This window comes from Agromyces badenianii (assembly GCF_003070885.1).
GTDB classification, from domain to species: domain Bacteria; phylum Actinomycetota; class Actinomycetes; order Actinomycetales; family Microbacteriaceae; genus Agromyces; species Agromyces badenianii.
In genome coordinates, this window is the sequence record NZ_CP028913.1 from 2,464,791 (window position 1) to 2,490,606 (window position 25,816).

General features: G+C 70.3%; 31 protein-coding genes and 1 tRNA gene. 8 read left to right on the forward strand and 24 right to left on the reverse strand.

Going from position 1 to position 25,816, the window contains the following annotated elements:
* Window positions 1-21: 21 nt before the first annotated feature.
* From DCE93_RS11710 to DCE93_RS11720, 3 genes are all read right to left on the reverse strand, one after another.
* Window positions 22-297 (reverse strand): GlsB/YeaQ/YmgE family stress response membrane protein, encoded by a 276-nt coding sequence (locus tag DCE93_RS11710; RefSeq protein ID WP_108596034.1) that lies wholly within the window; start codon window positions 295-297, stop codon window positions 22-24.
* 95 nt (window positions 298-392) lie between these two features.
* Window positions 393-1,205 carry a YidC/Oxa1 family membrane protein insertase gene (locus DCE93_RS11715; RefSeq protein ID WP_108596035.1) on the reverse strand — a complete coding sequence of 271 codons (813 nt, stop codon included), beginning with the start codon at window positions 1,203-1,205 and terminating at the stop codon, window positions 393-395.
* Between the two features lie 97 nt (window positions 1,206-1,302).
* Window positions 1,303-1,596: a DUF6412 domain-containing protein gene (locus tag DCE93_RS11720; RefSeq protein WP_108596036.1), complete on the reverse strand. Its 294-nt coding sequence runs from the start codon at window positions 1,594-1,596 to the stop codon at window positions 1,303-1,305.
* A gap of 133 nt (window positions 1,597-1,729) precedes the next feature.
* Between DCE93_RS11720 and DCE93_RS14825 the strand changes: the two genes are divergently transcribed.
* A complete protein-coding gene (locus DCE93_RS14825; protein WP_244284159.1) occupies window positions 1,730-2,086 on the forward strand; it encodes a three-helix bundle dimerization domain-containing protein in 357 nt (118 codons plus the stop codon).
* Window positions 2,087-2,135: 49 nt separating this feature from the next.
* A complete protein-coding gene (locus DCE93_RS11730) occupies window positions 2,136-3,215 on the forward strand; it encodes a DNA polymerase IV (RefSeq protein ID WP_476723704.1) in 1,080 nt (359 codons plus the stop codon).
* Window positions 3,216-3,253: 38 nt separating this feature from the next.
* Here the strand turns inward: DCE93_RS11730 and DCE93_RS11735 are convergent, their stop codons facing one another.
* A complete protein-coding gene (locus DCE93_RS11735) occupies window positions 3,254-3,793 on the reverse strand; it encodes a hypothetical protein (protein WP_146184985.1) in 540 nt (179 codons plus the stop codon).
* Window positions 3,794-3,985: 192 nt separating this feature from the next.
* Window positions 3,986-4,075, reverse strand: a tRNA-Ser gene (locus tag DCE93_RS11740).
* Between the two features lie 109 nt (window positions 4,076-4,184).
* On the opposite strand from DCE93_RS11740, the gene DCE93_RS11745 reads away from it, so the two are divergent.
* Window positions 4,185-4,976, forward strand: coding sequence for an SGNH/GDSL hydrolase family protein (locus DCE93_RS11745; protein ID WP_244284160.1), 792 nt, complete (start codon window positions 4,185-4,187; stop codon window positions 4,974-4,976).
* Here the strand turns inward: DCE93_RS11745 and DCE93_RS11750 are convergent.
* Window positions 4,970-6,178 (reverse strand): flavin-containing monooxygenase, encoded by a 1,209-nt coding sequence (locus tag DCE93_RS11750; RefSeq protein WP_146184986.1) that lies wholly within the window; start codon window positions 6,176-6,178, stop codon window positions 4,970-4,972. The two genes, DCE93_RS11745 and DCE93_RS11750, sit on opposite strands and share 7 nt — an antisense overlap.
* 92 nt (window positions 6,179-6,270) lie before the next feature.
* Between DCE93_RS11750 and radA the strand changes: the two genes are divergently transcribed.
* On the forward strand, window positions 6,271-7,635 hold the full coding sequence (gene radA / locus DCE93_RS11755; RefSeq protein WP_108596039.1) for a DNA repair protein RadA: 1,365 nt from the start codon (window positions 6,271-6,273) through the stop codon (window positions 7,633-7,635).
* 44 nt (window positions 7,636-7,679) lie between these two features.
* On the opposite strand, the gene DCE93_RS11760 is transcribed toward radA, so the two are convergent.
* Entirely contained in the window at window positions 7,680-8,090 is a 411-nt protein-coding gene (locus DCE93_RS11760; protein WP_108596040.1) for an SseB family protein, read from the reverse strand.
* A gap of 305 nt (window positions 8,091-8,395) precedes the next feature.
* Here DCE93_RS11760 and DCE93_RS11765 point away from each other — a divergent pair, with 305 nt between their 5' ends.
* Window positions 8,396-8,716, forward strand: a complete 321-nt coding sequence (locus DCE93_RS11765; RefSeq protein WP_108596041.1) for a hypothetical protein — start codon at window positions 8,396-8,398, stop codon at window positions 8,714-8,716.
* Between the two features lie 161 nt (window positions 8,717-8,877).
* Here the strand turns inward: DCE93_RS11765 and DCE93_RS11770 are convergent, their stop codons facing one another.
* The 3 genes from DCE93_RS11770 to DCE93_RS11780 all read right to left on the reverse strand — a co-directional run bounded on the left by DCE93_RS11770 (window position 8,878) and on the right by DCE93_RS11780 (window position 12,716).
* Window positions 8,878-9,510 (reverse strand): hypothetical protein, encoded by a 633-nt coding sequence (locus DCE93_RS11770; protein WP_108596042.1) that lies wholly within the window; start codon window positions 9,508-9,510, stop codon window positions 8,878-8,880.
* A 63-nt stretch (window positions 9,511-9,573) separates the two neighbouring features.
* Entirely contained in the window at window positions 9,574-10,077 is a 504-nt protein-coding gene (locus tag DCE93_RS11775; RefSeq protein WP_108596043.1) for an amino-acid N-acetyltransferase, read from the reverse strand.
* Between the two features lie 110 nt (window positions 10,078-10,187).
* Window positions 10,188-12,716, reverse strand: coding sequence for an ATP-dependent Clp protease ATP-binding subunit (locus DCE93_RS11780; protein WP_108596044.1), 2,529 nt, complete (start codon window positions 12,714-12,716; stop codon window positions 10,188-10,190).
* A gap of 223 nt (window positions 12,717-12,939) precedes the next feature.
* Here DCE93_RS11780 and DCE93_RS11785 point away from each other — a divergent pair, with 223 nt between their 5' ends.
* The gene (locus tag DCE93_RS11785; protein WP_168186215.1) at window positions 12,940-13,560 is read left to right on the forward strand and encodes a DUF2975 domain-containing protein; all 621 of its coding nucleotides are present in this window, start codon (window positions 12,940-12,942) and stop codon (window positions 13,558-13,560) included.
* Window positions 13,560-13,805, forward strand: a complete 246-nt coding sequence (locus DCE93_RS11790) for a helix-turn-helix domain-containing protein (protein WP_108596046.1) — start codon at window positions 13,560-13,562, stop codon at window positions 13,803-13,805. Before DCE93_RS11785 ends, DCE93_RS11790 begins: the two co-directional genes overlap by 1 nt.
* Before the next feature lie 69 nt (window positions 13,806-13,874).
* Here the strand turns inward: DCE93_RS11790 and DCE93_RS11795 are convergent, their stop codons facing one another.
* On the reverse strand, window positions 13,875-14,357 hold the full coding sequence (locus DCE93_RS11795; RefSeq protein ID WP_146184987.1) for a hypothetical protein: 483 nt from the start codon (window positions 14,355-14,357) through the stop codon (window positions 13,875-13,877).
* Window positions 14,358-14,418: 61 nt separating this feature from the next.
* Here DCE93_RS11795 and DCE93_RS11800 point away from each other — a divergent pair, with 61 nt between their 5' ends.
* Window positions 14,419-15,447 carry a pirin family protein gene (locus DCE93_RS11800; protein ID WP_108596048.1) on the forward strand — a complete coding sequence of 343 codons (1,029 nt, stop codon included), beginning with the start codon at window positions 14,419-14,421 and terminating at the stop codon, window positions 15,445-15,447.
* A gap of 23 nt (window positions 15,448-15,470) precedes the next feature.
* Here DCE93_RS11800 and cls read toward each other — a convergent pair whose 3' ends face one another.
* From cls to folE, 13 genes are all read right to left on the reverse strand, one after another.
* Window positions 15,471-16,937 carry a cardiolipin synthase gene (cls, locus tag DCE93_RS11805; protein WP_108596049.1) on the reverse strand — a complete coding sequence of 489 codons (1,467 nt, stop codon included), beginning with the start codon at window positions 16,935-16,937 and terminating at the stop codon, window positions 15,471-15,473.
* 5 nt (window positions 16,938-16,942) lie between these two features.
* The gene (locus DCE93_RS14620) at window positions 16,943-17,119 is read right to left on the reverse strand and encodes a hypothetical protein (protein ID WP_165906011.1); all 177 of its coding nucleotides are present in this window, start codon (window positions 17,117-17,119) and stop codon (window positions 16,943-16,945) included.
* Window positions 17,120-17,213: 94 nt separating this feature from the next.
* Window positions 17,214-17,363: a hypothetical protein gene (locus DCE93_RS14625; protein WP_168186216.1), complete on the reverse strand. Its 150-nt coding sequence runs from the start codon at window positions 17,361-17,363 to the stop codon at window positions 17,214-17,216.
* 25 nt (window positions 17,364-17,388) lie between these two features.
* Window positions 17,389-18,921 carry a lysine--tRNA ligase gene (lysS, locus tag DCE93_RS11810; RefSeq protein ID WP_108596050.1) on the reverse strand — a complete coding sequence of 511 codons (1,533 nt, stop codon included), beginning with the start codon at window positions 18,919-18,921 and terminating at the stop codon, window positions 17,389-17,391.
* 168 nt (window positions 18,922-19,089) lie between these two features.
* A complete protein-coding gene (panC, locus tag DCE93_RS11815) occupies window positions 19,090-19,956 on the reverse strand; it encodes a pantoate--beta-alanine ligase (protein WP_108596051.1) in 867 nt (288 codons plus the stop codon).
* Window positions 19,953-20,711, reverse strand: coding sequence for a Rossmann-like and DUF2520 domain-containing protein (locus DCE93_RS11820; protein ID WP_108596052.1), 759 nt, complete (start codon window positions 20,709-20,711; stop codon window positions 19,953-19,955). Before DCE93_RS11820 ends, panC begins: the two co-directional genes overlap by 4 nt.
* Entirely contained in the window at window positions 20,701-22,530 is a 1,830-nt protein-coding gene (locus tag DCE93_RS11825; protein WP_146184988.1) for a PH domain-containing protein, read from the reverse strand. The genes DCE93_RS11820 and DCE93_RS11825 overlap by 11 nt, the downstream gene beginning before the upstream one ends.
* Window positions 22,527-23,081: a PH domain-containing protein gene (locus DCE93_RS11830; protein WP_108596054.1), complete on the reverse strand. Its 555-nt coding sequence runs from the start codon at window positions 23,079-23,081 to the stop codon at window positions 22,527-22,529. The genes DCE93_RS11825 and DCE93_RS11830 overlap by 4 nt, the downstream gene beginning before the upstream one ends.
* Window positions 23,074-23,547, reverse strand: a complete 474-nt coding sequence (locus DCE93_RS11835; RefSeq protein WP_108596055.1) for a DUF3180 domain-containing protein — start codon at window positions 23,545-23,547, stop codon at window positions 23,074-23,076. The genes DCE93_RS11830 and DCE93_RS11835 overlap by 8 nt, the downstream gene beginning before the upstream one ends.
* Window positions 23,544-24,029, reverse strand: a complete 486-nt coding sequence (gene folK, locus DCE93_RS11840) for a 2-amino-4-hydroxy-6-hydroxymethyldihydropteridine diphosphokinase (protein WP_108596056.1) — start codon at window positions 24,027-24,029, stop codon at window positions 23,544-23,546. Before folK ends, DCE93_RS11835 begins: the two co-directional genes overlap by 4 nt.
* Window positions 24,026-24,412: a dihydroneopterin aldolase gene (gene folB / locus DCE93_RS11845; protein ID WP_108596753.1), complete on the reverse strand. Its 387-nt coding sequence runs from the start codon at window positions 24,410-24,412 to the stop codon at window positions 24,026-24,028. Before folB ends, folK begins: the two co-directional genes overlap by 4 nt.
* Complete coding sequence (gene folP / locus DCE93_RS11850) at window positions 24,405-25,217, reverse strand: dihydropteroate synthase (protein ID WP_108596057.1); 813 nt, start codon at window positions 25,215-25,217, stop codon at window positions 24,405-24,407. Before folP ends, folB begins: the two co-directional genes overlap by 8 nt.
* Entirely contained in the window at window positions 25,210-25,806 is a 597-nt protein-coding gene (folE, locus tag DCE93_RS11855; protein ID WP_108596058.1) for a GTP cyclohydrolase I, read from the reverse strand. Before folE ends, folP begins: the two co-directional genes overlap by 8 nt.
* Between the last annotated feature and the right edge of the window lie 10 nt (window positions 25,807-25,816).

Here is a 25,816-nt window from a genome sequence, read left to right on the forward strand (position 1 = left end):
CACGCGGCGTTCGTGTGCGGTCTAGGCGGCCGAGCTGTTGCTGCGACCGCGGGTGATGAGCCCCCAGATCAGCAGCACGATGATCGACCCGGCGATGGCGAGGAGCCACGTGCCGAGATCCCAGAACTGGTCGAGGCCGATGCCGAAGAGGGCACTGCCGATCCAACCGCCGAGCAGCGCCCCGACGACGCCGAGGAGCAGCGTGACGAACCAGCCCCCGGCTTGCTTGCCGGGCAGGATCAGCTTTGCGATCGCTCCGGCGATGAGGCCGAGAATCAGAAACGCGAGGAAACTCATGTCGTGCTCCTTCGTTCGATACCCCTACGAAACCACTGCTGCCCGGGCGGTGCAAGCCTCTCGCGCCGTGTCGCACCGATGGGATCGTGCGCGGATCAGGCGGTTCTCACCGCGGCGAGCGGGTATCGCCGCCGCAGCAGCACGCGCTGCACGAGGGTCCACGCCACGGTGACGAAGAGATAGAGGGCCGCAGCGAGGGGCACGAAGATCGCGATCACGGCTGTGAGGAACTGCAGCACTCCGAGGGCACGGATCACCCCCGGCGCGGTCAGCGCGGCGGATGCCCCGCCGGCACCGGTGAGCGCAGCGGCATCCGCCCGGCCCGCGGTGGCCGTGCCGCCGGCCGGGGGGCTCGGCTGGAAGACACGCCGCGTGATCTCGCCGACGAGCGCGATGCCCGCGATCACGACGCCGAACACGAGCAGGCCGGCCGGCGTCAGGGCGCCCGCGGCGATCTGACCGGCGAGGCTCGAGCCGAGCGGCACGCCGAAGAACGTCTGCTCGAGCAGCGCGTTCGGATGGCCCGCGATGGTCGGCAGGATGAAGAGCGCGTAGATCACACCGACGATGGGCGCCTGCACGAGCATCGGCAGGCAGCCGGCGAACGGCGTGGTGCCCTCCTCGCCGTACAGGGCCATCGTCTCGCGCTGCAGGCGTTCGGGGTTGTTCTTGTGCTTCTGCTGCAGCGCGGCGAGCTTCGGAGCGAGTCGGGAACGCGTCTGCTCGGCCTTGGCCTGCGAGATGCCGACCGGAATGAGCGCGGCGCGAACGAGCAGGGTGACGAGCACGACGGCGGCCGCAGCGCTCGCGACGCCGATGAGGGGTTCGAGGAGGGCGGCGAGCGCCATGAGCACGGCGTGCGCGCCGTCGAGCAGGCCCGCGATGGGCGGGAAGGCGTAGAGGTCCATGAGGAGTTCCTTGCGGTCGAGGGATGTGGAATCCGTCTGGCCGCGAGGAGTCGCCGAGTGGCCGCCCGGGGGCGGTGCGCGAATCGGTCGTGTGTCGCTACGCGGCCGGGAGGCCGCACGCCGGCGCCCTGGGGCGGGCGCGCCCCGGGGCGTCGGGGTCGCTCTGCGCGAGGAGCCGCCATGGATCGGCGGTCTGCCGGAACCGCGTGGCAGCACCGCTCGCATCGGCCGCGACGATCGCCGGCACCGCCTGGCAGGCCACGACGACGACCGCGAGGGCGGCGGCTCCGACGACCCCGACGAGCACGACCGACATCTGCCCGTTCGAGGCGAGGGCGATCTCGAGCGAGGCCTGTGCGACGCGGAAGAGGGCGACGAGGAGTTCGAGCACGTCGTCTCCTCTCGGCCATCGCGGCCCGACCGAGGTCGCTCGCGTGAGTCCACGCTAACACCGGCACCGGACGCCGGCATGCCGGTCATGACTGGGGATTGCTGCGGCGCCCGGCCGGGACGAGACTGTCCTCATGGATCACACGGAGGAGGCACGCGCCGTCGATGAGGTGATCGACCGGCTCGTCGACCGGTTCCCCGATCTGCCCCGAGACCGCATCGCGGAGGTCGTGCAGCACGCCCACCTCGAGCTCAAGGGGAACGCCGTGCGGGACTTCGTGCCGGTGCTCGTCGAGCGAGCGGCGAAGCAGCAACTGAGGCAAGAGTCGAATGCGGTGCCTGCGCCCGTCGTCGAAGCGCCGGCCGTCGGTCCCGCCGGCGATCCGCCGGAGCTCGACCCGATGGAGCTCGACCCGATGGAGATCGAGCGCCGGGCGAGAGAGCGTGAGTCCGGATTCCTCTTCGGCGACCTCGGCGGCGGACCGAGTTGAGCCCGACCGGGCCGCCGTCGCGCACGGCGGTGAACGGCAGGCCGGTGGGGTGACCGAACGCCGGAGGCTCTGGGTGCTGCACGTCGACCTCGACCAGTTCGTCGCCGCCGTCGAGGTGCTGCGGCATCCCGAGCTCGCCGGCCTGCCCGTGATCGTCGGCGGCCGGGGCGACCCGACCGAGCGAGCGGTGGTCTCGACCGCCTCCTACGAGGCTCGCGAGTTCGGCGTCGGCTCCGGGATGCCGCTGCGCATCGCCGCCCGCAAGGCGCCCACTGCGGTGATCCTGCCGGTCGACGCCGAGGCCTACGCCGCGGCATCCGCTCGGGTCATGGCGACCCTGCGCTCGCAGCCCGGAGCGACCGTGCAGCTGCTGGGCTGGGACGAGGCCTTCGTCGGCGTGGCGACCGAGGACCCCGAGGCGTACGCCCGGATGCTGCAGCGGGCCGTGCTCGACCGAACCGAGCTGCACTGCAGCGTCGGCATCGGGGACACCCTGGTGCGCGCCAAGGTCGCGACCGGCTTCGGCAAGCCGCGCGGTGTCTTCCGGCTCACGGCCGACAACTGGCTGGAGGTGATGGGCGACCGGCCGACCATCGAGCTCTGGGGTGTCGGCACGAAGATCTCGCGCCGGCTCGCCGGGCTCGGCATCGCCACCGTCGCCGAGCTCGCGGCGGTCGAACCCGCCGCGCTCGTCGAGGAGTTCGGCCCGAAGATGGGCCCGTGGTACGCGCAGCTCGGTCGCGGCGATGGCACCGACGTCGTCGACGACACGCCCTGGGTCGCCAGGGGGCACAGCCGCGAGACGACCTTCCAGCAAGACCTCACCGAACGGCAGCAGATCGAGGATGCCGTGCGAGAGCTGGCCGCGCGAGTGCTCGACGATGTCGCCGAGGAGGGCCGGCCGGTGATGGGGCTGACCCTGAAGGTGCGCTACGCGCCCTTCATCACCAAGGTGTTCACGAAGAAGATCGCCGAGACGTTCGATCGAGACGCCGCCCTGGAGCGGGTACTGGAGCTTGCGGATCGGATCGATCCCGACCGCCCGATCCGGCTGCTCGGGCTGCGGGCCGAGATGCCGATGCCCGACGACACCCGCGAGGGGCACACGCCGACGCGCAGCGGCTGGTGACCCGGCTCGATCGGCGCGGTCGTCGTTCGAGTCTCTCCCTATTCGGTTGCGAGGGCAGCGCAGATGTCCGTCGTCTTCCCCTTGATGGAGAAGGACGTGAAGACGAGGGTCTCCTCGTCCACTGTCACGCGAGTGTGTCCGTTGACGCTGAAGGCCTCGCCGGGGTACTCGACCAAGCCGTTCGGCCCTTGGTCGCCCGGGTAGAACCACATGAACAACTGCCCGCTGATGTCGACCTGGATCTCGCCTCCCCCTGCAGGCACCTCGGTGATCATCGCGGAAGTGATATGAACAAGCGACTCGCCCGTGTCTGCATTCGTGAGCGTCAGCTTGGCGCGGTCGTGGGTCACGATCCGACCGTCTGCAAACTCGGTGACTACCACGCTGACGCGCTCAGGTACGTCCAAGGCGACGGGGAAGGAACAAGCCTCCCCAACGGGGATGACGATACTCTCCGGCACGACGACTGTTCGGGTCGGCTTGTCGGCGTGAGCTATCGAAGCGGGAGCGACGATGCCCACTCCGACCATGAGCACGACCACAGACAGTGCGCGGCCGATTCGTGAGGCGTATTTCATGATGTGCCCTCCGTCCAACGGGACACCGAAGCCACGACCGCATGAGCGATCTGGTGTCCGTTCCAGACTCCTCCTGCTCGCCGAAGCGTGGGCGGGACGATGGGACGAATGATCAGGTCGCGCCGGTGCACGCCGTCAGACAGAGAAAACCCCCTGAATCCCTTGCAAGTACCGGGAGTCAGGGGGTTTTCGTGGCGGTACCGGTGGGATTTGAACCCACGGTGGGCTTTCACCCACACAACTTTTCGAGAGTTGCACCTTCGGCCGCTCGGACACGGTACCGAGGACAATCGTAGACGACATCACGGCGACGACCAAAACGAGCGGATGCCTCAGCCGACGCCCAGCCCACGTGCAGCCCACTCGAAGCGTGGCGGCATAGTTTCGCACCGTGACCGCATTCGCTCCCCCTTCCGCCGACACTCCCCGACTCGGCGCCGGCGTCATGCTGGCTGCGTCGACGGTGCTCGGCACCTTCGGAGTGCGTCCGTTCCGCGAGCGGGTGCTCGAGAACAAGTCGACCCTGAACGACACGCTGCCGGTGCACTCGAAGTGGTGGCGCGACCACGCGAAGCTCGACGGCGAGTTGCTCTACGTCGCGATCGGCGACAGCGCGGCGCAGGGCATCGGGGCGTCGCGGCCCGACCGCAGCTACGTCGGCGTGCTGGCCGACGAGGTGCGCGAGGTGACGGGGCGGAGCGTCCGCGTCGTGAACCTGAGCGTCTCGGGTGCGACGACGACGCTCGCCGTGCGCGACCAGCTGCCGCGTTTCCGTGGCCTGCGGCCCGACGTCGTGACGGTCGCGATCGGCGCCAACGACATCGCCGAGTGGAATCCCGCGGCGTTCGACCGCAACATCCGCTCGATCTTCGCGGAGCTGCCCGCCCACGCCGTCGTCGCCGACCTGCCGTGCTTCCACCTGCCGCACAACGAGCGCAAGGTCGCCGAGGCGAATCGGATGCTGCGTGCCGCCGCCCGCGACCACGGACTCGTCGTCGCGCCGTTGCACGAGGTCACCCGGCGGCAGGGGCTCCGCGGCATCCTCACGCAGTTCGCCCGTGACATGTTCCACCCGAACGACCACGGGTACGCGGTGTGGGCCGACGCGTTCCGGCCGGCGCTCACCGCGACGCTGCGATCGCGGCTTCTCGACGCCTCGGCCGCACTCGTCGCGCGTCACTGAGCCGCGAGACCCCCGACGACGATCTCGGCGTCGTCGCCGACGCCGAGCAGCAACGGCGACTTCCGCGTCCGCATCCATGGCATCCCGACGAAGAAGAGGCCGGGGACGCGAGAGCTCGCGCCGTCGTCCTGCACCGGGAACCCCATGTCGTCGACGACGCCCGGAATCGCGATCCACTCGTAGGCCGGTCTGAATCCGCTCGCGTTGACGACGACGCCCAGGTCGTCCAGGCGGGGTGAGGATGCGGCGACGAGTTCTGTCGTCGTCGATTCCGGCAGCTCGGGCACCGGCAGCCCGCGCGACTCGCACAGGCGCACGATCGCCGCGCAGATGTCGCCGAAGGCCGTGTCGCCGAAGGCGACCGATTCGGCGAGGTCATCGGCGGCGACGACGCGGTCGCCGTCGATGCCGGTCACGTGGCCGATCAACTGCACGCCGTCGGCGGCGAGCGCGCGCAGGTTGACGTCGTGCCCGCCGTTCGCACCCGAGACGAGCGGGTTCGACACCAGTCGCACGGCGGGCGACGGCATGTCCGTGAGCGTGTGCTCGAAGAAGCCGAGATCCATCAGCCAGTCGACGATGTCGCGCCCGCCCAGGCGACGCGGCATCGCGGGCGCCCGACCCGCGGCGAGCACGACCTCGCGACCGGCGTGCGCGAGCTCCTCCGCGATCTGGCAGCCCGACTGGCCGCCGCCGATGACCAGCGCCGTGCCGTCGGGCAACGAGCCCGGCGCCCGATACTCGGTCGCGCCGACGACGGGCACCCGGCGCTCGAGCTCCTCGACGAGAGCCGGGCGATGCTCGCGCTGGTAGGCGCCCGTGCACACGACGACGCGATGGGCGCGGATGCGGCGCGCCGGTGTCTCGGCGACGAAGCCGTCGCCTTCGGCTCGAAGCGACCCGACCTCGGTGTTCTCCACGACCGGCGCTGCGAACGAGTCCGCGTAGCTCCGGAGGTGTTCGGCGATCTCGTCGCGATCGAGGTAGCCGTCCGGATCCGCTCCGTGGTACTCGCCGCCGGGCAACCGGATGGTGTGGTTCGGCGTGACGAGCCGGAAGCTGTCCCAGCGCGACATCCATGCCGAGCCCGCCCGGTCTCGCTCGAGCACGACGTGGTCGACACCCGAACGGGCCAGTCCGTGGCTCACCGCCAGCCCGGCCTGACCGGCCCCGATGACGAGCACGTCCACGTCCGCTCGCATGCGCACAGGGTACGCCCGGCGATGTGCCGCGGCCAGACCCCGTTGCCGCAGGGCGCGACCGGGATGTCGGCGGCCGCCGCTAGTCTCGGGGCATGGCCCGATCCACCTCCACGTTCCGCTGCACCGAGTGCGGGTGGAGCACCGTCAAATGGGTGGGTCGCTGCAGCGAGTGCCAGCAGTGGGGCACGGTCATCGACGTGGCCGAGGCCACCGGCATCGTGCGCGCCGTGCAGGCGGTGCAACTCGGCGAAGCGCGCACCGCACGGCCGATCGTCGACGTGCAGACCGAAGACGCCGCCCACCGTCCGAGCGGCATCGGCGAGTTCGACCGCGTGCTCGGCGGCGGCATCGTGGCCGGCGCCGCGATCCTGCTCTCGGGCGAACCGGGCGTCGGCAAGTCCACGCTCCTGCTCGAGGTCGCGGCGCGCGTCGCCGGCACCGGTCGACGGGTGCTCTACGTCACCGCCGAAGAGTCGGTGGCGCAGGTGCGGCTTCGCGCTGGGCGCACGGGGGCATTGCACGACGAGCTCTACCTCGCGGCCGAGACCGACCTCGCGACGATCCTCGGCCAGGTCGACGCCGTCTCCCCCGCGCTCCTCATCGTCGACTCGGTGCAGACCGTCTCGTCGTCGCTCTCCGACGGGCTCCCGGGCCAGCCGAGCCAGGTGCGCGAGGTCGCGTCGACCCTCATCCGCGTGGCGAAAGAGCGGCAACTGCCCGTGCTGCTCGTCGGTCACGTGACGAAAGACGGCACCATCGCCGGCCCTCGCCTGCTCGAACACCTCGTCGATGTCGTCTGCCAGTTCGAGGGCGATCGGCAGACCGCGCTCCGCTTCGTGCGCGCGCTCAAGAATCGCTTCGGCCCGACCGACGAGGTCGGCTGCTTCGAGATGACCGGCGAGGGCATCGCCGAGGTGCCAGACCCCTCGGGCCTCTTCCTCTCGAGCGGCCGCAGTGCCGTCAGCGGCACGTGCGTCACCGTCGCCCTCGAGGGGCGGCGGGCGCTGCCGGTCGAGGTGCAGGCGCTCGTCGTGGCCACGAAGGCGCCGCAACCGCGCCGCGTCGTCAACGGCGTCGATCCGTCGCGGGTCGCCATGATCATCGCCGTGCTCGAGCGCCGGGCGGGGCTGAAGTCGCTCGGCGAACACGACGTCTACGTCTCCACCGTCGGCGGCGTGCGGCTCGCCGAGCCCGGGGCCGACCTGGCGATCGCGGTGGCCATCGCCTCGGCCATGCGCGACCGCGCCGTGCCGCACGAGCTCGCGGCATTCGGCGAGATCAGTCTCGCCGGCGAGGTGCGCCCCGTCACCGCGGCGAAGCAGCGCGGCGCCGAAGCCAAGCGGCTCGGTTACACGACGATCCTCGACGTCGAGGCCGGCAGCGTGCACGCGGCGGTGCAGCGCGCCATGCTGGCCTCAACCGGTTCGCGCGAGCGCGAACTCGACGCCGCCTTCTGACGCGCGTCGCAGCGCGGCCCCAGGGCCAGGGCCCAGGCCCGCCTCTACGCCTCGAGCGCCCGCAGCAGTTCGTCGGGCGCAGCCTGCATCGGATGCGGGCCAGCGATGTCGAGGAACACCGTCGTGATCTTCGACTCGTGCCGCTTCAAGAACGTGCGCAGCCACGCCGGGCTCTGCAGCCCGACCGCGGGCGGCAGGTTGGCGGGCTTGTTCGCCGCGTCGCTGAAGAGCAGCAGCGCGACCTCACCGGTCTTCGGGTCGCGGTACGTCCACACCTCGCCGCCGTCGAGGGGCTTGTCACGAGGCCCGGGCTTCACGAGGGGAACGACGGTGTTGCCGTGCCGCAGCGCGAGGGCGACCGCCGCGATGTCCTGTCGCTCGAGCGCCTCTGCGAGCGCCTGCGAACGGAACTCCACGGGCTCCGCCTCCTGCTTCCGTCGTGCCTTGCCTGCCATTCCACAAGGGTACCGAGCGGATGCCGCGCGGCCCGCCTTCGTCCGCGCACGGCGCACTCCGCGGCATCCACTCCGACTCGGTGCCCACCACCCCCGAGTTGGGGATGGACTTCGCCGCGAGGGGACCTATGCTGTCTTTGCCGGACCGTGAGGGTCCGAGGTGTCGACGAAGACGACGGCGTTCTCGTTGACCCCACGGTGCCGGCGCATCCCAGACTCCTTGCCCAGCGAACCCGTGTCGCCGGGCGCTCGTACCATCGAAGTATCACCGCGCGGGCCGGCGCGCTCCCACTCGAAGGAGCACCATGGCCAGCAGCCTCCCCAAGCCGATCCGGTTCGACGGCGACACTTGGGTGTGCGTGCGCAACGACCCCGCCACGCCGAAGGCGATCATCCGCCGTTACCGCGATGTCAAGCGCGGCGACGTCTTCCTGGTCGTCAAGTGGGCGCTCGACCCGGCAGAGCAACAGCTCATGGCCTCGGCCCCGTCGCTCGACGCCGCGAACGATCTGGTGCGCTTCGACCCGCCCGCCGGTTCGGCACCGAGCTTCGCCGGGTACCCGCACCGGAGCGGTGAGCCCGGCACCCGAGCGCAGCCGTCTGGTGAGAGCGTCGGGCGGGCTTGACACCTTGCGGGGTGCGCCCGACGCCCTCCACCTGCCGGGGCGAGGCGGTGGTGCGCGACCAGGGTGGTCGGGAACGCGAGACGCGCACGCATCGAAGTTATGTGGAGGAAACCATTCGGCGCGTCCCCCTCTTCGCGGGCCACGCGCTCACGTGAGGGGGTTCAGTAGAGCAGAAACTGCTTCTTGTCGGTCGACTCGAAGCCGTCGACCGTCACGGCGAGGTGGTACGAGGCACCCTCGGCCGGCACGGACTCGCGTGCGCCTTGGCACGTCTCGGGCGTCGATCGCGTGCGGTCCCAGATGATCGGCACCGTCGAGCTCACGGGGGTTCCGGGGGTCAGCGACACCTCGGCATCGATCGCGTCGACCTGGCAGTCGGTCGAGGTCCAATAGGTCTCGTTGCCGCTCGTGATCGTGAAGACCTGCGCGTTCGTGCCGGCGTTCAGCACGCACACGTTCTTGCCGATGTTGGTGATCGTCACCGACAGCTCGGGCTGCTCCCCGGGTTCGTATGACGACTGGTCGGTGATCGCCTCGACCGTGATCCTCTCAGGCGCGCACGGATCCCCGTCGGCAGCGGTCGGCTCGGTCGGGATGGACGTCGTCTCGGGTGCCGCCGTCGGCTCGCCGCTCGGTGCCGCCGCGGGGCCGGCCTCTTCGCCGCTGCTCGCCCCCGGGCGCACGATGATGAGCACGATCGCGATGATCACCGCGATGAGCCCGATCAGCACCACGAGCCGCCGACGACGGTACACCTGCGGCGACTGCCGCCCGGTCGGTGTGTTCGTCGACATGCACACAGGGTACGACCGGGATGGCGCGGGCCGCGGCATCCGCTCGGCGCGCCGAATCTCGACTCAGAGAAGCTTCAGCATGCGCGTGTTGCCGAGGGTGTTCTGCTTCACGCGGGCGAGGTCGAGGAACTCGGCGACACCTTCGTCGTTCGAGCGCACGAGCTCGGCGTAGACCTCGGGGTCGACGGTCTCGCCGCCCATGTCGACGAAACCGTGGCGGCCGAAGAACTCGGTCTCGAAGGTGAGGCAGAAGAGCCGGCTGAGCCCGAGCTCGCGTGCCTCCTCTTCGAGCGCCGTGAGCAGGGCGTGGCCGACGCTGCGCCCGAGCCAGGACTCGTCGACGGCGAGGGTGCGCACCTCGCCGAGGTCCTCCCAGATGACGTGCAGCGCACCGGCGCCGATCAGGCGCCCGTCGTCGGTCTCGGCGACGCGGAACTCCTGCACCGAGCCGTAGAGGTCGACGCGCTCCTTGCCGAGCAGGATGCGCCGGGCGACGAGCGGTTCCACGAGGTCGATGATTCGGGGCACATCACTCGTGCGCGCCCGGCGCACGTGGAACTCGGTCATCCCCACATCGTATTGCCGCTTCCGCCCGGGTGCGCTTCGCCAAGGCGGCGCGGTGCGCGAGAACGACAGAGGGGCGGATGCCGCAGCATCCGCCCCTCGAGTCGTTCCGGCTAGTCGCCCGACGCGGCCGCCAGGTCGGGCGTCGTCGGACCCGTGCCGATCGCGGCGCCGCTGTTCACGCCGACCGAGACGGGCAGCGCCCGCTGGGTCGTGGTGAAGACGAACTCGCCGTCTTTGAAGTCGACGTGCACGTGGTCGCCCGAGTTGAGCTCGCCGTGCAGGATCTTCTCGCTCAGCCGGTCTTCGACCTCGTGCTGCACCGCACGGCGCAGCGGGCGAGCGCCGAGCGCCGGGTCGAACCCGACCTCGATGAGCCGTTCCTTGGCCGACTGGGTGAGCTCGACGGTCATGTCGCGGTCGAGCATGCGCTCGCTGAGTCGCTTGATGAAGAGGTCGACGATCTGCAGCAGCTCGGGCTTGGAGAGCTGCGGGAACACGATGATCTCGTCGACGCGGTTCAGGAACTCGGGCTTGAAGTGCTTCTTCAGCTCTTCATTGACCTTGCCGCGCATGAGGTCGTACCCGGTGCGGGGGTCGCCCTCGAGCTGGAACCCGACGGGGCCGCCCGAGATGTCCTTCGTGCCGAGGTTGGTCGTCATGATGATGACCGTGTTCTTGAAGTCGACGACGCGGCCCTGGCCATCGGTCAACCGGCCCTCTTCGAGGATCTGGAGGAGCGAGTTGAAGATGTCGGGGTGCGCCTTCTCGATCTCGTCGAAGAGCACGACGCTGAACGGCTTGCGGCGCACCTTCTCGGTGAGCTGGCCGCCCTCTTCGAAGCCGACGAAGCCGGGAGGGGCACCGAACAGCCGCGAGACGGTGTGCTTCTCGCCGTACTCCGACATGTCGAGCGAGATCATCGCCGCCTCGTCGTCGAAGAGGAACTCGGCGAGCGCCTTGGCGAGTTCGGTCTTGCCGACGCCCGTGGGGCCGGCGAAGATGAACGAGCCCGAGGGGCGCTTCGGGTCTTTCAGGCCGGCGCGGGTGCGGCGGATGGTCTTGGCAAGGGCCGAGATGGCCTCTTCTTGACCGATGACGCGCTCGTGCAGCGCCTTCTCCATGAAGACGAGCCGCGAGCTCTCTTCTTCGGTGAGCTTGAAGACGGGGATGCCGGTGGCCTGCGCGAGCACCTCGGCGATCAGGCCCTCGTCGACGACCGCGGTGGTCTTGACGTCGCCCGACTTCCACTGCTTCTCGAGGCGGAGTCGCTCGCCGAGGAGATTCTTCTCCTCGTCGCGCAGCGACGCGGCCTTCTCGAAGTCCTGTTCCTCGATCGCCGTCTCCTTCGCGGCGCGCACGACGGCGATCTTCTCGTCGAACTCGCGCAGCTCGGGCGGGCTCGAGAGGATCGAGAGGCGCAGGCGAGCGCCCGCCTCGTCGATCAGGTCGATCGCCTTGTCGGGCAGGAAGCGGTCGGAGACGTACCGGTCGGCGAGGTTCGCCGCGGCCACGAGTGCGCCGTCGGTGATCGAGACCTTGTGGTGCGCCTCGTAGCGGTCGCGGAGGCCCTTCAGGATGTTGATCGTGTGGGGCAGGCTCGGCTCGGCGACCTGGATCGGCTGGAAGCGGCGCTCGAGTGCGGCATCTTTCTCGAAGTGCTTGCGGTACTCGTCGAGCGTGGTCGCGCCGATGGTCTGCAGCTCGCCGCGGGCGAGCAGCGGCTTCAGGATCGAGGCCGCGTCGATCGCGCCCTCTGCGGCGCCGGCGCCGACGAGCGTGTGGATCTCGTCGATGAAGACGATGATGTCGCCGCGCGTGCGGATCTCTTTCGTGACCTTCTTCAGGCGCTCTTCGAAGTCGCCGCGGTAGCGGGAGCCGGCGATGAGCGAGCCGAGGTCGAGCGAGTAGAGCTGCTTGTCTTTCAGCGTCTCGGGAACCTCGCCCTTGACGATCGCCTGGGCGAGGCCCTCGACGACGGCGGTCTTGCCGACGCCGGGCTCGCCGATCAGCACGGGGTTGTTCTTCGAGCGGCGCGAGAGGATCTGCATGACCCGCTCGATCTCCTTCTCGCGGCCGATCACCGGGTCGAGCTTCGACTCGCGGGCGGCCTGCGTGAGGTTGCGGCCGAACTGGTCGAGGATCTGCGAGCCGCCCTGCGGCGTCTGCTGCTCGTTGGCCCCGACCTGCACCTGCTCTTTGCCCTGGTAGCCCGAGAGCAGCTGGATGACCTGCTGGCGCACCCGGTTGAGGTCGGCGCCGAGCTTGACGAGCACCTGCGCGGCGACGCCCTCGCCCTCGCGGATGAGCCCGAGCAGGATGTGCTCGGTGCCGATGTAGTTGTGGCCGAGCTGCAGGGCCTCGCGGAGCGAGAGCTCGAGCACCTTCTTGGCACGCGGCGTGAACGGGATGTGCCCCGTCGGCTGCTGCTGGCCCTGGCCGATGATGTCTTGCACCTGTTCGCGCACCGCGTCGAGCGAGATTCCGAGCGACTCGAGTGCCTTGGCGGCGACGCCCTCACCCTCGTGGATGAGCCCGAGCAGGATGTGCTCGGTGCCGATGTAGTTGTGGTTGAGCATCTTGGCCTCTTCTTGGGCCAAGACGACGACACGACGGGCTCGGTCGGTGAATCTCTCGAACATCTCTACTCCTCACGACCCCGCTGGGAAGGGGGCGCCGATATGAAGAGCGTAACCAGCAGAGGGTGCCGCGAGGCCCTTGTTCGCCCTCGGCGCAGCGCTGATGCACGGCGTGACCGACGATGACGAGGCCGGATGCCGCGCCGCCGGCCGCACTCGTTGACGTATGCCGTTCAGACCGCTACCGTATCGTTTATCGTTGTTATCGATATTCGTTAGGAAGTGTATGAACGCCATCGCAGAAACCCCCGCCGTCAAGCGGAGCGACGCCGTCGGCCTGTGGATCTTCATGATCGCCGGAATCGGCATCGCGCTCTGGACCGTCTGGTCGGCCGTCGCACGCATCATCGAAGTGCTCCCGAACCGGGACGTGCAGGTGCCGGCGGAGTTCGCCGACACGACGGCCGACGCTCCCATCGGCGTCGACGGCGGCCTCGTCGCGGTCGAGCTCGATCGAGCCGTCATCTCCGCTCCCTCGCTGCCCGCCGCGTCGCTTTGGGCGCTCGTCATCCAGCAGTTCGTCTTCGCCGCAGCGGTCGTGGCCGTCGTCGTCTGCCTCGTCTGGCTCGCCCGCAACGTCAGCCGCAGCCGTGTCTTCAGCCGCACCAACACGGTGCTCGTCACCACCGCAGGCTTCGCGGGCCTCATCGCGAGTTTCGCGGTGCCGTTCTTCGGCAACATGGCGGCGAACGGCGCGTTCGCGGTGCTCAGCGACCGCACGTTCGACAACGTGATCATCTCGGTCGAGCCGTTCCCGCTCATCCTCCTGGCGTTCGTGGCGGCGCTGCTGAGCACCGTCTTCGCGGTCGGCGAGCGCCTGCAGCGCGACACCGAGGGACTCGTCTGATGGCGCCGGCCGAGCCCGGCGAGGCATCCGACATCCACTGCCGGCTCGACGAACTGCTCGAGTCGCGCGGACTCACGCTCACGCGGCTCAGCGAACTCGTCGGCGTGAGCGTCGTGAACCTCAGCGTGCTGAAGAACGACCGCGCCCGCGCCATCCGCTTCTCGACGCTGCAGGCGATCTGCGAGGTGCTCGACTGCGAGGTCGGCGACCTGCTGGTCGTGCGGCGCGCCGACGGCGGGGCCTGATCTTCAGCACACCGCCGCACGGAACCTGGCCACGTGACGGCCGGCCGACCCGACGGCCGGCCGCTGCGATCACTTGATCGGCACTTCGATCTCGTAGCCGGCGACCTCGACGACGAGCGGCTCGGTGGTCGTGACGGTCACCGGAGTCCAGAAGAGCGTCGTGTGGGGCACCAGGTCCATGGTGCAGACCTGGTCTTCGGGCCGCTGGACCAGGTCGATCGCGACGCGGTTGCCCTCACCGGCCTTCTCGAGCACACGGATCTGCTCGCCCACCACCGGGCACGTCGAGCTGCCCGAGATGGTGAGGGCGATCTGCCCGCCGTCGGCCCACCACACGACCACGGGACCATCGGCGGACGACTCCGTCTCCTCCTCGTCGTCGGCGGGGTCGTCGCCCGCCTCGACGTCGACGGCCTCGGCTTCGGATGCGCCCGGCACGCCGGGGAAGTCCTCGGCGGCATCGCCCGAGGGATTGCACGCCGACAGCAGGAACACCGACGAGAGCGCGAGAGCGAGGAGACCGACACGACGAACACGCATGGAGTGAGCCATACCCGCCATGCTAACGCTCGGCCCCGCTCCCCGTACGGGCGCCCGGCGTAGGATTTCCGACATGAGCAACCTGGAACGCCACCCGGTCGAGCTGCTCTGCCCGCCCGAGGGGCCCGCGGGCCCGGTGGTGCAGGTGCTCTCGCCGCGCGAGGTGCCGCTCGGCGGGCCGCGGGCGATGAACGTGCGGCGCACCCTTCCCCAGCGCGGCCGCACGACGATCGGTGCTTGGTGCTTCGCCGACCACTACGGCCCCGACGACGTGCAGGTCACCGCGGGCATGATCGTGCCGCCGCATCCGCACACTGGGCTGCAGACGGTGAGCTGGCTCTTCGAGGGCGAGATCGAGCACCGCGATTCCGCGGGCAGCCACGCCATGGTGCGCCCCGGCGCCGTCAACCTCATGACGGCCGGCCGCGGCATCTCCCATTCCGAGGTCTCGACGCGCGAGACCACCCGGCTGCACGGGGTGCAGCTCTGGGTCGCGCTGCCCGAGGCCTCGCGGCACGTCGCGCCGTTCTTCGAGCACGCCGACACGAGCCCGGTCGCCATGGGCGACGCCGCGGTGCGGGTGTTCGTCGGCTCGCTCGTGGGCAGCGGCGCGCCCGAGGCATCCGTCACCGTGTTCTCGCCGCTCCTCGGCGCGCAACTCGAGCTGCCGCCGTTCGGCACCGTCGAACTCGAACTCGACCCCGCGTTCGAGCACGGCGTGCTCGTCGATTCTGGGCCGGTCGAGATCAGTGCGACGGATGCCCCGAGCGGCGAACTCGCGGAGGACACCGTCTCGACGACCGCGGCGTGGAGCGAACTCGCCTTCCTCGAAGCCGGGCGCCGTCGCATCCGCCTCTCGGCCGAAGCGGAGCCGGTGCGCGTGATCCTGCTCGGCGGCGTGCCCTTCGGCGAGGAGCTCGTGATGTGGTGGAACTTCATCGGCCGCGACCACGACGAGATCGTGGAGTTCCGTCGCCAGTGGCAGGCCGACGTCATCGGCCGCGACAATCCCGACGGGCGCTTCGGCACCGTGGCCGGGTACGACGGTTCGCCGCTGCCGGCGCCCGAGCTGCCGACCGTGCGGCTGAAGCCGCGCCCCTGACCGGCTCGCCCGCCGGCCCTGAGCTACTGCAGCGCCGAGGTGAGCCGCGCGAGGTTGTCGAGCACGGTCGAACGCAGCGGCTGCTTCATCCACTGCTCGAGCGTCAACTCGTGGCTGTCGCGACGGTACCCGTCTTCGACGGCGCGCATCTCGCGCACGAACGACGCCCCGCGCACGAGCAGCGAGACCTCCATGTTGAGTTCGAACGAGCGGATGTCCATGTTGCTCGAGCCGATGACGGCGACGTCGTCGTCGATCGTGAAGTGCTTCGAGTGCAGGATGTACGGGGCCTTGTACATGTAGATCTTCACGCCGGCGCGAAGCAGCGCCTCGTAGTACGAGCGCTGGGCGTGGTAGACGAGCGCCTGGTCGCCGATCTCGGAGACGAAGAGCTCGACGTGGATGCCCCGCTGGGTGGCGCCGCTGATCGCCCGCAGCATCGCCTCATCGGGCACGAAGTACGGGCTCGTGAGGATGATGCGCTCCTCGGCGGCGTAGAGCAGTGCGAGGAAGAGCTTGAGGTTGTTCTCGTTCGGATACCCGGGCCCGCTCGGCACGACCTGGCAGTCGAGGTCTTGCGCCTCGCCCGGCTGGTCGAGCGAGTCGGCGAGGTCGCGCGTGGGCTCCTCGCCCGTCTCGAGATACCAGTCGGTGGCGAAGATGGCGTCGAGCCCCGCGACGATGGGGCCCTCGACCCGGGTCACGAGTTCCTTCCACTTCAGCCCGCGACGGATGTTGCTGCGCTTGTTGTAGCTGCGGTCGATGATGTTCTGCGAACCCATGAACCCGACCTCGCCGTCGACGACGAGGATCTTGCGGTGGTTGCGCAGGTCGGGCCGCTGGTACTTGCCCTTGAACGGCTGCACCGGAAGCATGAGTTCCCACCGCACGCCCATCGCGGTGAGCCGGTCGAGGGTCTTGCGATAGCCCTTCACGCGCAGCGAGGCGACGTGATCGAGCATCAGCCGCACGTCGACGCCACGGGCGACGGCCTCACCGAGCGCGTCGAAGAAATGCTCCGTCGTGCGGTCGTACGCGAGGATGTAGAACTCGACGTGCACGAAGCGCTTCGCGTCGCGGATGGCCGCGGTCATCGCGTCGAGCGATCCCTGGTAGTCGCCGATCAGGCTCGCGCTGTTTGAGCCGATGAGCGGCATCGAGCCGAGATTGCGGTTCAGCCGCACGACGCCCTCGAACCAGGCCGGCCAGTCGCCGGAATCGCTGACCCGTTCGACGCCGTGCGTCGATTCGCGGATGTACCGGTCGACGTCCGCCTGCTTCTGCCGCCGGTGCTTCGGCAGCTTCGGATTGCCGATGAGCACGAAGAACAGCACGCCGAGGTACGGCACGAAGAAGATCGCGAGGAGCCAGGCCATGCCAGCGGTCGGGCGGCGGTTGCGCGGCACCACGATGACCGCGGTGATGCGGATGATGAGGTCGACGACGAAGAGGATGCTGGCGACGACGAGCGTCGTCTGCTCCGAACTCATCCCCGTCAGGCTGCCGGTCGGTTCCGGGCGAGCTTCGCCCGCTCCTCCGCCTCGATGCGGGCGTAGGCCTTGCGCTCGCCGCGATCGGCGTGGATGATCGCGCGCATCACGAACCAGAAGATGAGCCCGATGAGCACCGTCGGCGCGAGCGACCAGATCGCATTCGCCCAGAATTCGTCCATAGGACTACAAGACTACGTTCTTTCCCTGAATTCGTCGCATGTGCGCGTACCGAGCGAGCGGATGCCGCGGCATCCGCTCGTCGGGCCGGCCGGCTCAGCCCGCGGTGACGAGGTTCCAGATGCCGGAGCCCACGAGGTACACGCCGATCGCACCGACGACGATCCAGATCGCGAGGCGCGTGTTCGACGGGCGCTTCGGATCCTGCTCGGGTTCGAGTTCGCCCTTCGGGAGGTAGTCGTTCATTCGCGCCATCCGTTCACTCGGCAGCTCACTTGACCAGCGGGAACAGGATCGTCTCGCGGATGCCGAGACCCGTGAGCGCCATCAGCAGCCGGTCGATGCCCATGCCCATGCCGCCCGACGGCGGCATGCCGAACTCGAGCGCCCGCAGGAACTCCTCGTCGAGGCGCATCGCCTCGGGGTCGCCGCCCGCGGCGAGCTTCGCCTGCTCGACGAAGCGCTCGCGCTGCACGACGGGGTCGACGAGCTCGGAGTAGCCGGTCGCGAGCTCGAAGCCGCGGATGTAGAGGTCCCACTTCTCGACGACGCCCGGGATCGAGCGGTGCTCGCGCACGAGCGGCGAGGTGTCGAGCGGGAAGTCCATGACGAAGGTCGGCCGCGTCAGGCCCGACTTGACGTGGTGCTCCCACAGCTCCTCGACGTACTTGCCGGCGAGCGGGTGATCGACCTCGATGCCCGCGTCGTCGGCGATCTGCTTCAGGCGCTCGATCGGCGTCGACGAGGTGATCTTCTCGCCGACGGCCTGCGACAGCGACTCGTACATCGAGATGCGCGCCCAGTCGCCGCCGAGATCGAATTCGGTGCCGTCGGCCCAGGTCACGACGTGCGAGCCCGAGACGGCGATCGCGGCATCCTGGATCAACTGCTGCGTGAGGTCGGCGATCGTGGTGTAGTCGCCGTAGGCCTCGTAGGCCTCGAGCATCGCGAACTCGGGCGAGTGCGTCGAGTCGGCGCCCTCGTTGCGGAAGTTGCGGTTGATCTCGTACACGCGCTCGATGCCGCCGACGACGGCGCGCTTCAGGTACAGCTCGGGCGCGATGCGCAGGTACAGCTCGGTGTCGAAGGCATTGGAATGCGTCACGAACGGTCGAGCGGATGCCCCGCCGTGCATGACCTGCAGCATCGGCGTCTCGACCTCGATGAAGCCGAGGCCGTCGAAGGTGCGGCGGAGGCTCGCGTTGACCTTCGCCCGGTCGATCACGTTGCGCCGAGCCTGCTCGCGGGAGATGAGGTCGAGGTAGCGGCTGCGCACCCGCATCTCCTCGGAGAGCTCGTTGTGCAGGTTCGGCAGCGGCAGGATCGCCTTCGAGGCGATGCGCCACTCCTTCACCATGATCGAGAGCTCACCGCGTCGGCTCGTGATGACCTCACCGGCGACGAACACGTGGTCGCCGAGGTCGACGAACTCCTTCCACGCCGCGAGCGACTCCTCGCCCACCTCGGCGAGGGAGACCATCGCCTGGATGCGGCTGCCGTCGCCCGACTGCAGCGTGGCGAAGCAGAGCTTGCCGGTGTTGCGAGAGAAGACGACGCGGCCCGCGAGACCGACCTGCTCGCCGCTCGCCTCGTCGACGCCGAGGCCCACGAAGCGGTCGCGCACCTCGGGAATCGTCGCGGTGATCGGCAGGCGCACCGGGTACGCGCCGAAGGCGGGGTCGTCGGATGCCGCGATCAGCCGCTCGCGCTTGGCGAGGCGCACGGCCTTCTGCTCGGAGATCTCGGCGGCGCTGATCTCTTCGGCAGTGGGCTCGGGCGTGGCATCCGTCTGGTTCTCGGCCATCGTTCTCTCTCGTCGCGCGAAAAGGTGCGGACACCAGCCTACTTGGGCGCGTTCCGGGGCCGTACCCGCGCGAAGTCCCATCGAGTCAGCAGAAACGCACCGAATAGGCGGGCCAGAGCGTGCATTACTGCTGAGCCGCGGGGCGCAGCGCGCGGGGCGCGCGGGGCGTCAGCCGAGGGTGATGGCTGCGTTGTCGATGAGCCGGGTCGCGCCGACGCGCGCCGCCACGAGCACGACGGCCGCACCGCGCGCGTCGTCTGCCACCGGAAGGAAGGTCTCGGGGTCGACGACCACGAGGTAGTCGAGCGTGACGTCGTCGTGGTCGCCGAGCGCGGCGGCGCCCTCGGCGAGCACCTCGGCGAGTCCGTCGGTCGCCGCGGCATCCGCTGCCCTGAGCGCCTCGGAGAGGGTGAGCGCCGCCTGGCGCTGCGCGGGATCGAGATAGCGATTGCGGCTCGAGAGCGCGAGTCCGTCGGCCTCGCGCACCGTCGGCACCACGTCGATCGTGGTCGGCACGTCGAGATCGCGCACCATGCGGCGCACGAGGAAGACCTGCTGGGCGTCTTTCTGCCCGAAGACGGCGGCATCGGGGCTGACGATGTTCAGCAGCTTGCTGACGACGGTGAGCATGCCGTCGAAGTGGCCCGGCCGCGACGCGCCCTCGTAGAGGGAGCCGACCCGCCCGGCCCGGAGCGTGGTGTCGACCTCGCCCGACGGATACATCTCGGCGACGGCCGGGGCGAACACGAACTCGACGCCGAGTCCTTCGAGCGCGGCGACGTCGGCGTCGAGCGTGCGCGGGTAGCGGTCGAGGTCTTCGCCCGGACCGAACTGGAGCGGGTTCACGAAGATCGACACGACCACGACGTCGGCGAGTTGGCGGGCGCGAGCGACGAGCGCCAGATGGCCGGCGTGCAGTGCGCCCATGGTCGGCACGAGGGCGACGGATGCCCCGGCCGCGCGTCGCTCGGCGAGGAGGCCTCGGAGTTCGCTGATCGTCGGCACCACGCGTGTGCCCGCGGTGACCTCGGTCACGCGCCACCCCCAAGCGGCCAGTCGGTATCGGCCTCGTCGATCGTATCGGCACCTTCGGCGTACGCTCCGCTGTCGTGCCTCGCGAGCGCGTTCTCGACGGCGCTGCGCACGAGCGGCGCGAGCACCGCACCCGACCGGCCGACGCCGATGCCGTCGAGCAGCCCGCTGGCCTGGTCGACGATCGCGCTCGAGAACGACACCGCGGTGTCGATCGCCTCGCCGTAGGCCGCCCGGTCGTGCTCGGTGACGATGAAGGGTTCGCCGCCCATCTCGACGACGAGCGCCTGACCGATCGGCAGCACCGGAGCCGGGGCGGTGACCGCGAACCAGGTGCCGGGCAGGCGGGCGAGATCGATGCTCGTGCCAGTGAAGCTCATCGCCGGGTGCACAGCAAGCGGAATCGCCCCCGCGAGCCGGGCGGGATCGAGCACGCCGGTGCCGAACCGGGCCGCGGTGTGCAGCACGAGCTGCCCGGGCTGCCAGACGCCGGCCTCGGCGAGGCCGGCGACGAGGGGGCCGAGCTCGGCCTCGGGCACGGCGAGCAGCACGAGCTCGCTGCGTTCGACGATCTCGGGGATCGGCAGCACGGGAACCGACGGCAGCATCGTCGCGGCCCGCTCCCGGCTCGAGTCGGAGACCGCGGAGATGCCGGTGAGCGCGTGGCCGGCGCCCGCGAGCGCCGACGCGAGCACGGCGCCGACCCGTCCGGCGCCGATGGTGCCGACTCCGAGCCTGCCCGGTCGTTCAGCCGACACGGCCGGGTTCCGTTCCGTGGGGAGAGGACTCGGTCGCGGGCCCGGTCGCGATCGCGGTGGCGGGCTCGGTCGCGGTCGCGGTCGCGGTGGCGGGCTCGGTCGCGATCACGGGCGATGTCGCCGCCGCCCCCCAATGGTGCGAGGTGTCGCTCGCCGCGCGTTCGACCGCCTCGTGCGAGAGATGCTCGAAGAGCGCGGTCGCCTCGGATCGGTCGGCGACGGGCAGCACGGCCGTGACCGGACCGGTCACCGTGTGCAGCCGCAGCGTCGCGAGATCGAGTGCCCGTTCGACGGGCCCGACCGAGAGGGCGACCGACTGCATGCGGGCGAGCGGCACGAGGCTCAGGCTGCGCACGAGCGCACCCCGCCGGATGACGGCGACCCCCGAGGCCGCGGCCAGGCCGATGCGACGCCACGAGAACGGTCGCAGCCACGCCGCACGCCTCGGCGTGGTCGAGAACCCGCCGGCCCCGCCCCGGCCGATGAGGCCGGCATCGACGAGCGGTTCGACGTCGGCCGCGGCATCCGGAAGCAGCAGGGCGAGCACCCGGTGCACGTCGGCCGCCGTGCCGACCGGCAGCACGACGGTGCGCTGCGCGGCATCACCCGACGCCGAGATCGACTGGCCCGCCACGTTGATGCGCACCGACCACCAGCCGAACGGCCGCCAGAAGACCCACTGGGTCGCCTCGATCGCGTGCACGCGCCCCGGCGGGATCGTCTGGTTGGCGGTGGAGAGCAGGCCGTGGCCGATGCGCACCCCGTCGGGCGTTCCGGCGATCGAGTACCGCAGCGACCTCGTGATGCGCGACCACGTGTAGCTCACGAGACCGATCGCCGCCGGCACGAAGCTGAAGAGCACCCACACCTGGCGGGTCGTGACGCCGACCACGATGATCGCCACGAGGATGATCCCCCACATCGTCGACCCGCCGAGCAGGGTCGAGCCGACCACGCGTCCGAGCGGCAGGTGCACGACCGACTCGGGCGGAGCGAGATCGGGGTCGAGTTCGGGCGCGAGGAACTCGTCGACGCGCTGGGTGACGAGCGCACCGGCCCGGGCGGTGACGGGCGGGGTTCGGGTGACGGCGGGCGCCTCGGTGGGGGCGGCGCCGGGCTGCGTCTCGGCAGCACCCGCCTGCGCCTCGGCAGCACCCGACTGCGCCTCGCTCGCGGCGGGCAGTGTCTCGCCAGGCATGGCGGGCCGGCCCTGCGTGCGCTCTGCTCGCGCGCCCGAGGCGAGGCGCAGCACATCGGCGCGCAGGGCGTCGGCGAGCGCCGAGCCGAGATAGGCGAGCTGCACGTTCGCCGACTGCCCGGCGACCGAGACCTCGAGCTTCGCGGTGCCGAAGAGTCGGGCGAACAGCGGCCGGTTGACGTTGATGCCCTGGATGCGGTCGAGCCGCGCGCTGCGATGCGAGCGGAACAGGATGCCGCTGCGCACCTCGACCGCCTCGTGCGTCACCCGGAACGTGTGCATGCGCCACGACAGCCAGAAGCCCACGATCACGGCGATGATGACGACCGCGAGCCCGAGCAGCGCCCAGCCGACGAGGCCGTTGGAGACGATGCCGCCGACCGGGTCGTTCGCCCAGTCCTGGCGCCAGCCGGTGTACTCGTCGTCGACCTGCTCACCCGTGCCCGGCGCGAAGATCGTCAGGAAGATGTCGATGAGCCGTTCGCGCAGGTTCGCGATCACGAACCCCAGCACGGCGAGGAACACGAGTCCTCCGCGCAGGAGCGGACTCGCCGGGTGGAGGCGGTGCCACTCGCCGTCGGCGAGGTTCACCACTCCCTGCGGGCGCTCGAGACCGCTCACAGCCCCGCCCGGCGCGACTCGGCGAGGGCGACGAGCTCGTCGCGCAACCGGTCGGCCTCCGCCATCGGGAGCCCTGGCACGGTCACCGCCGATGCGGCGGCGGCCGTGACGAACTTGAGGTCGGCGAGGCCGAGGGCCCGGGCGACCGGCCCGCGGGTGATGTCGACGAGCTGCATGCGCCCGTAGGGCACCGCCACCTGACGCTGGAACATGATGCCCCGGCGGAAGAGCAGGTCGTCGGCGCGCAGGCGGTACTGGATCGACCGCACCCGGCGCGGCTCGAACGCGATGCCGATGAGCGAGACCACGGCGATCGCGATCGCGAGCCAGATCGTCCACTGCCAGTGCAGGAGGAAGTAGGCCGCGAGCGCCGCCCCGACGAAGATCAGCATGCCGATGATCGAGCCGATCACCTCGACGACGACGTACTTCGGCGAGACGCGCTGCCACCCGGTGTCGGCCGTTTCAGCGACGACGGCGTCGGATGCCTCGGGGCGCGTCGGCTCGTCGTGCACGGTCTCTTCGGGCTGGAGTCCGGGCGACTCAGGCATGTGCGTGCTCTTCCTTCTCGGTGTCGGTGTCGTCGGGCGGCAGGGTGCAGAAGAACTCCGCGACGAGTCCGCCGGCCATGAGCACTGCCGCGCCGATCGCCGTCGCGAGGGCGAGCCACACGGTCGAGGCCGAGGGCACGACGCTGCGGGTCAGCAGGAACAGGGTGATGCCGAGACCGAAGCCGAGGATGAGCGCGCCGCTCAGGCTGCAGGCCTTGGCGAGCACCGCGGTGCGCATGGCGCGGAACGGGTCGAGGTGCTTCGTCGCCTTGCCCTTCACGGCGCGCCGAACGGGCCAGGCGAAGGCCACCACGAGCGCGGCCACGCCCGTGAGCGTGATCGGCAGCGAGATCGGCGGCACGATCGCCTTCGCCCCGTTCGAGACGATCGCGAGATCGAGGAGGTAGCCGGTGACGAGCCCCGCGAGCACGAAGGCGATGATCACGCTGGCGTGCGTGCGCTTCATCGGCGCACCACCTCGTCGGTCGCCTCGGCGCGGAGCGCGGCGATCGGTCCGCGCCCGGCGAGCACCGCATCGGGCTCGACGTCGAGCCACGGCTGGAGCACGAACGCCCGCTGCCATGCACGCGGGTGCGGCAGCACCAGCCGGTCGCTCGCGAGCACCACGCCGTCGACGTCGACGAGGTCGAGGTCGAGGGTGCGGTCGCCCCAGTGCTCGGCTCGCACCCGGCCGTGCTCGAGCTCGATGCGCTGCAGCACGTCGAGCAGCGCGTGCGGGTCGAGCGTCGTCTCGACGACGACCACGCCGTTCAGGTACCGCGGCGCATCACCGTCGACCCCGGAGTCCTTGATCGCCGGCGTCTCGTAGACGGGCGAGACGGCGACGAGTTCGACGCCATCGGTCTCGGCGATCTCGCGCACAGCCGCGGCGATCGTCGTCTCGCGGTCGCCGAGGTTCGCCCCGAAGGCGATGACGGCGCGCGTCATGCCCGCCCCCGCACGATCGTGACGGCCACGTCGGCGAAGGGAACGCTGATGGGTGCCTGCGGCTTGTGCACGGTGACCTCGACCTCGTCGACGGCGGCGTAGCCGAGCGCGACCGACGCGACGCGCTCGGCGACGGTCTCGATGAGGTCGACCGGGTCGCGTTCGACGGCGGCGACGACGGCCTCGGCGAGCTCGCCGTAGTGCACGGTGCGGTCGAGTCGGTCGTCGGCGGCGGCTGCAGACAGGTCGACCGCGACCGAGACGTCGATCACGAACTCCTGGCCGTCGGCACGCTCGAAGTCGAACACGCCGTGGTGCGCGCGCACGCGAAGCCCCGTGAGGGTGATCCGGTCGCCCCACCGGCGATTGCGCAGTTCAGTCACGTCGTCCACTCTGCCACGCTCCGAGAACGTCGAGGGCGAGACGCGTGCCCCGCACGTCGTGCACTCGCACGGCCCAGGCGCCGGCCTGCGCCGAGAGCACGCTGACGACCGAGGTCGGCAGGTCGCGGTCGGTGATGGATGCCTCGCTCGGCAGCATCGCGCCGAGGAACCGCTTGCGCGAGGCGCCGACGAGCACCGGCAGGCCGAGCTCGGCGAGCACGTCGAGGCGCGCGAGCAACTGCCAGTTCTGCTCGCCGCGCTTGGCGAAGCCGAGTCCGGGGTCGAGGATGAGCTTCTCGGGTGCGACCCCGGCCGAGACGAGTGCGTCGACCCGCCGGGCGAGCTCGTCGCGCACCTCGACGGCGACGTCGTCGTACTCGGCGAGCGAGTCCATGCGATCGGAGTGGCCCCGCCAGTGCATCGCGACGTACCGGGCGCCGGTCTCGGCGGCGATCGAGCCCATGGCGGCATCGGCGAGCCCGGCCGAGACGTCGTTGATGATTTGGGCGCCGGCTTCGACGGCGGCGAGCGCCGTGTCGGCCCGCATCGTGTCGACGCTCACGCGGATGCCGCGACCCGCGAGCTCGCGGATCACGGGCACGACCCGGCGCAGCTCCTCTTCGGGGGCGACGCGGGCGGCACCCGGGCGGGTGGACTCGCCGCCGACGTCGAGGAGATCGGCGCCGTCGGCGACGAGCTCGAGTCCGTGCGCGATCGCGGCATCGGTGTCGAACCAGCGCCCGCCGTCGCTGAACGAGTCGGGGGTGACGTTCACGACACCCATGACGAGCGTGCGTTCAGGCATGGGCCTGCGCCCCGATCAGCGTGATGATCTCGCTGCGCGCGGCAGGCTCCGACAGGGCGCCCCGGCTCGCGATCGTCACCGTGGAACTGCGCTCCTGGCGCGAACCCCGAGTCGTCACGCAGCGGTGCTGGGCGTCGAGCACGACGAGCACGCCCTTGGGGTCGAGGCCGGCCACGAGGGTGTCGGCGATCTCCTCGGCGAGGCGCTCCTGCAGTTGCGGCCGGCGCGCCAGGGTGTCGACGACAGCGGGGATGCGGCCGAGCCCGACGACGCGATCGCCGGGCAGGTAGGCCACGTGCGCCGTGCCGACGAACGGCAGGAGGTGGTGTTCGCAGACCGACCGGAACGCGAGATCGCGGAGGATGACCGCGTCGGAGGTCGCCGGCACACCGGCATCCGTCGCCCCGATCGGAACCGTGTCGGCGAGGTGGCTGAGCGGGTCCACGTCGAGGCCGCCGAAGAAGTCGGCGTAGGCCTCGGCGACCCGCTGCGGGGTGCGCTCGAGTCCGGGCCGGGTCGGGTCTTCACCGATCGCGAGCAGGATCTCGTGCACCGCGCGCTCGATGCGCTCGGCGTCCACTCCGGCCATGGCTCCCCTT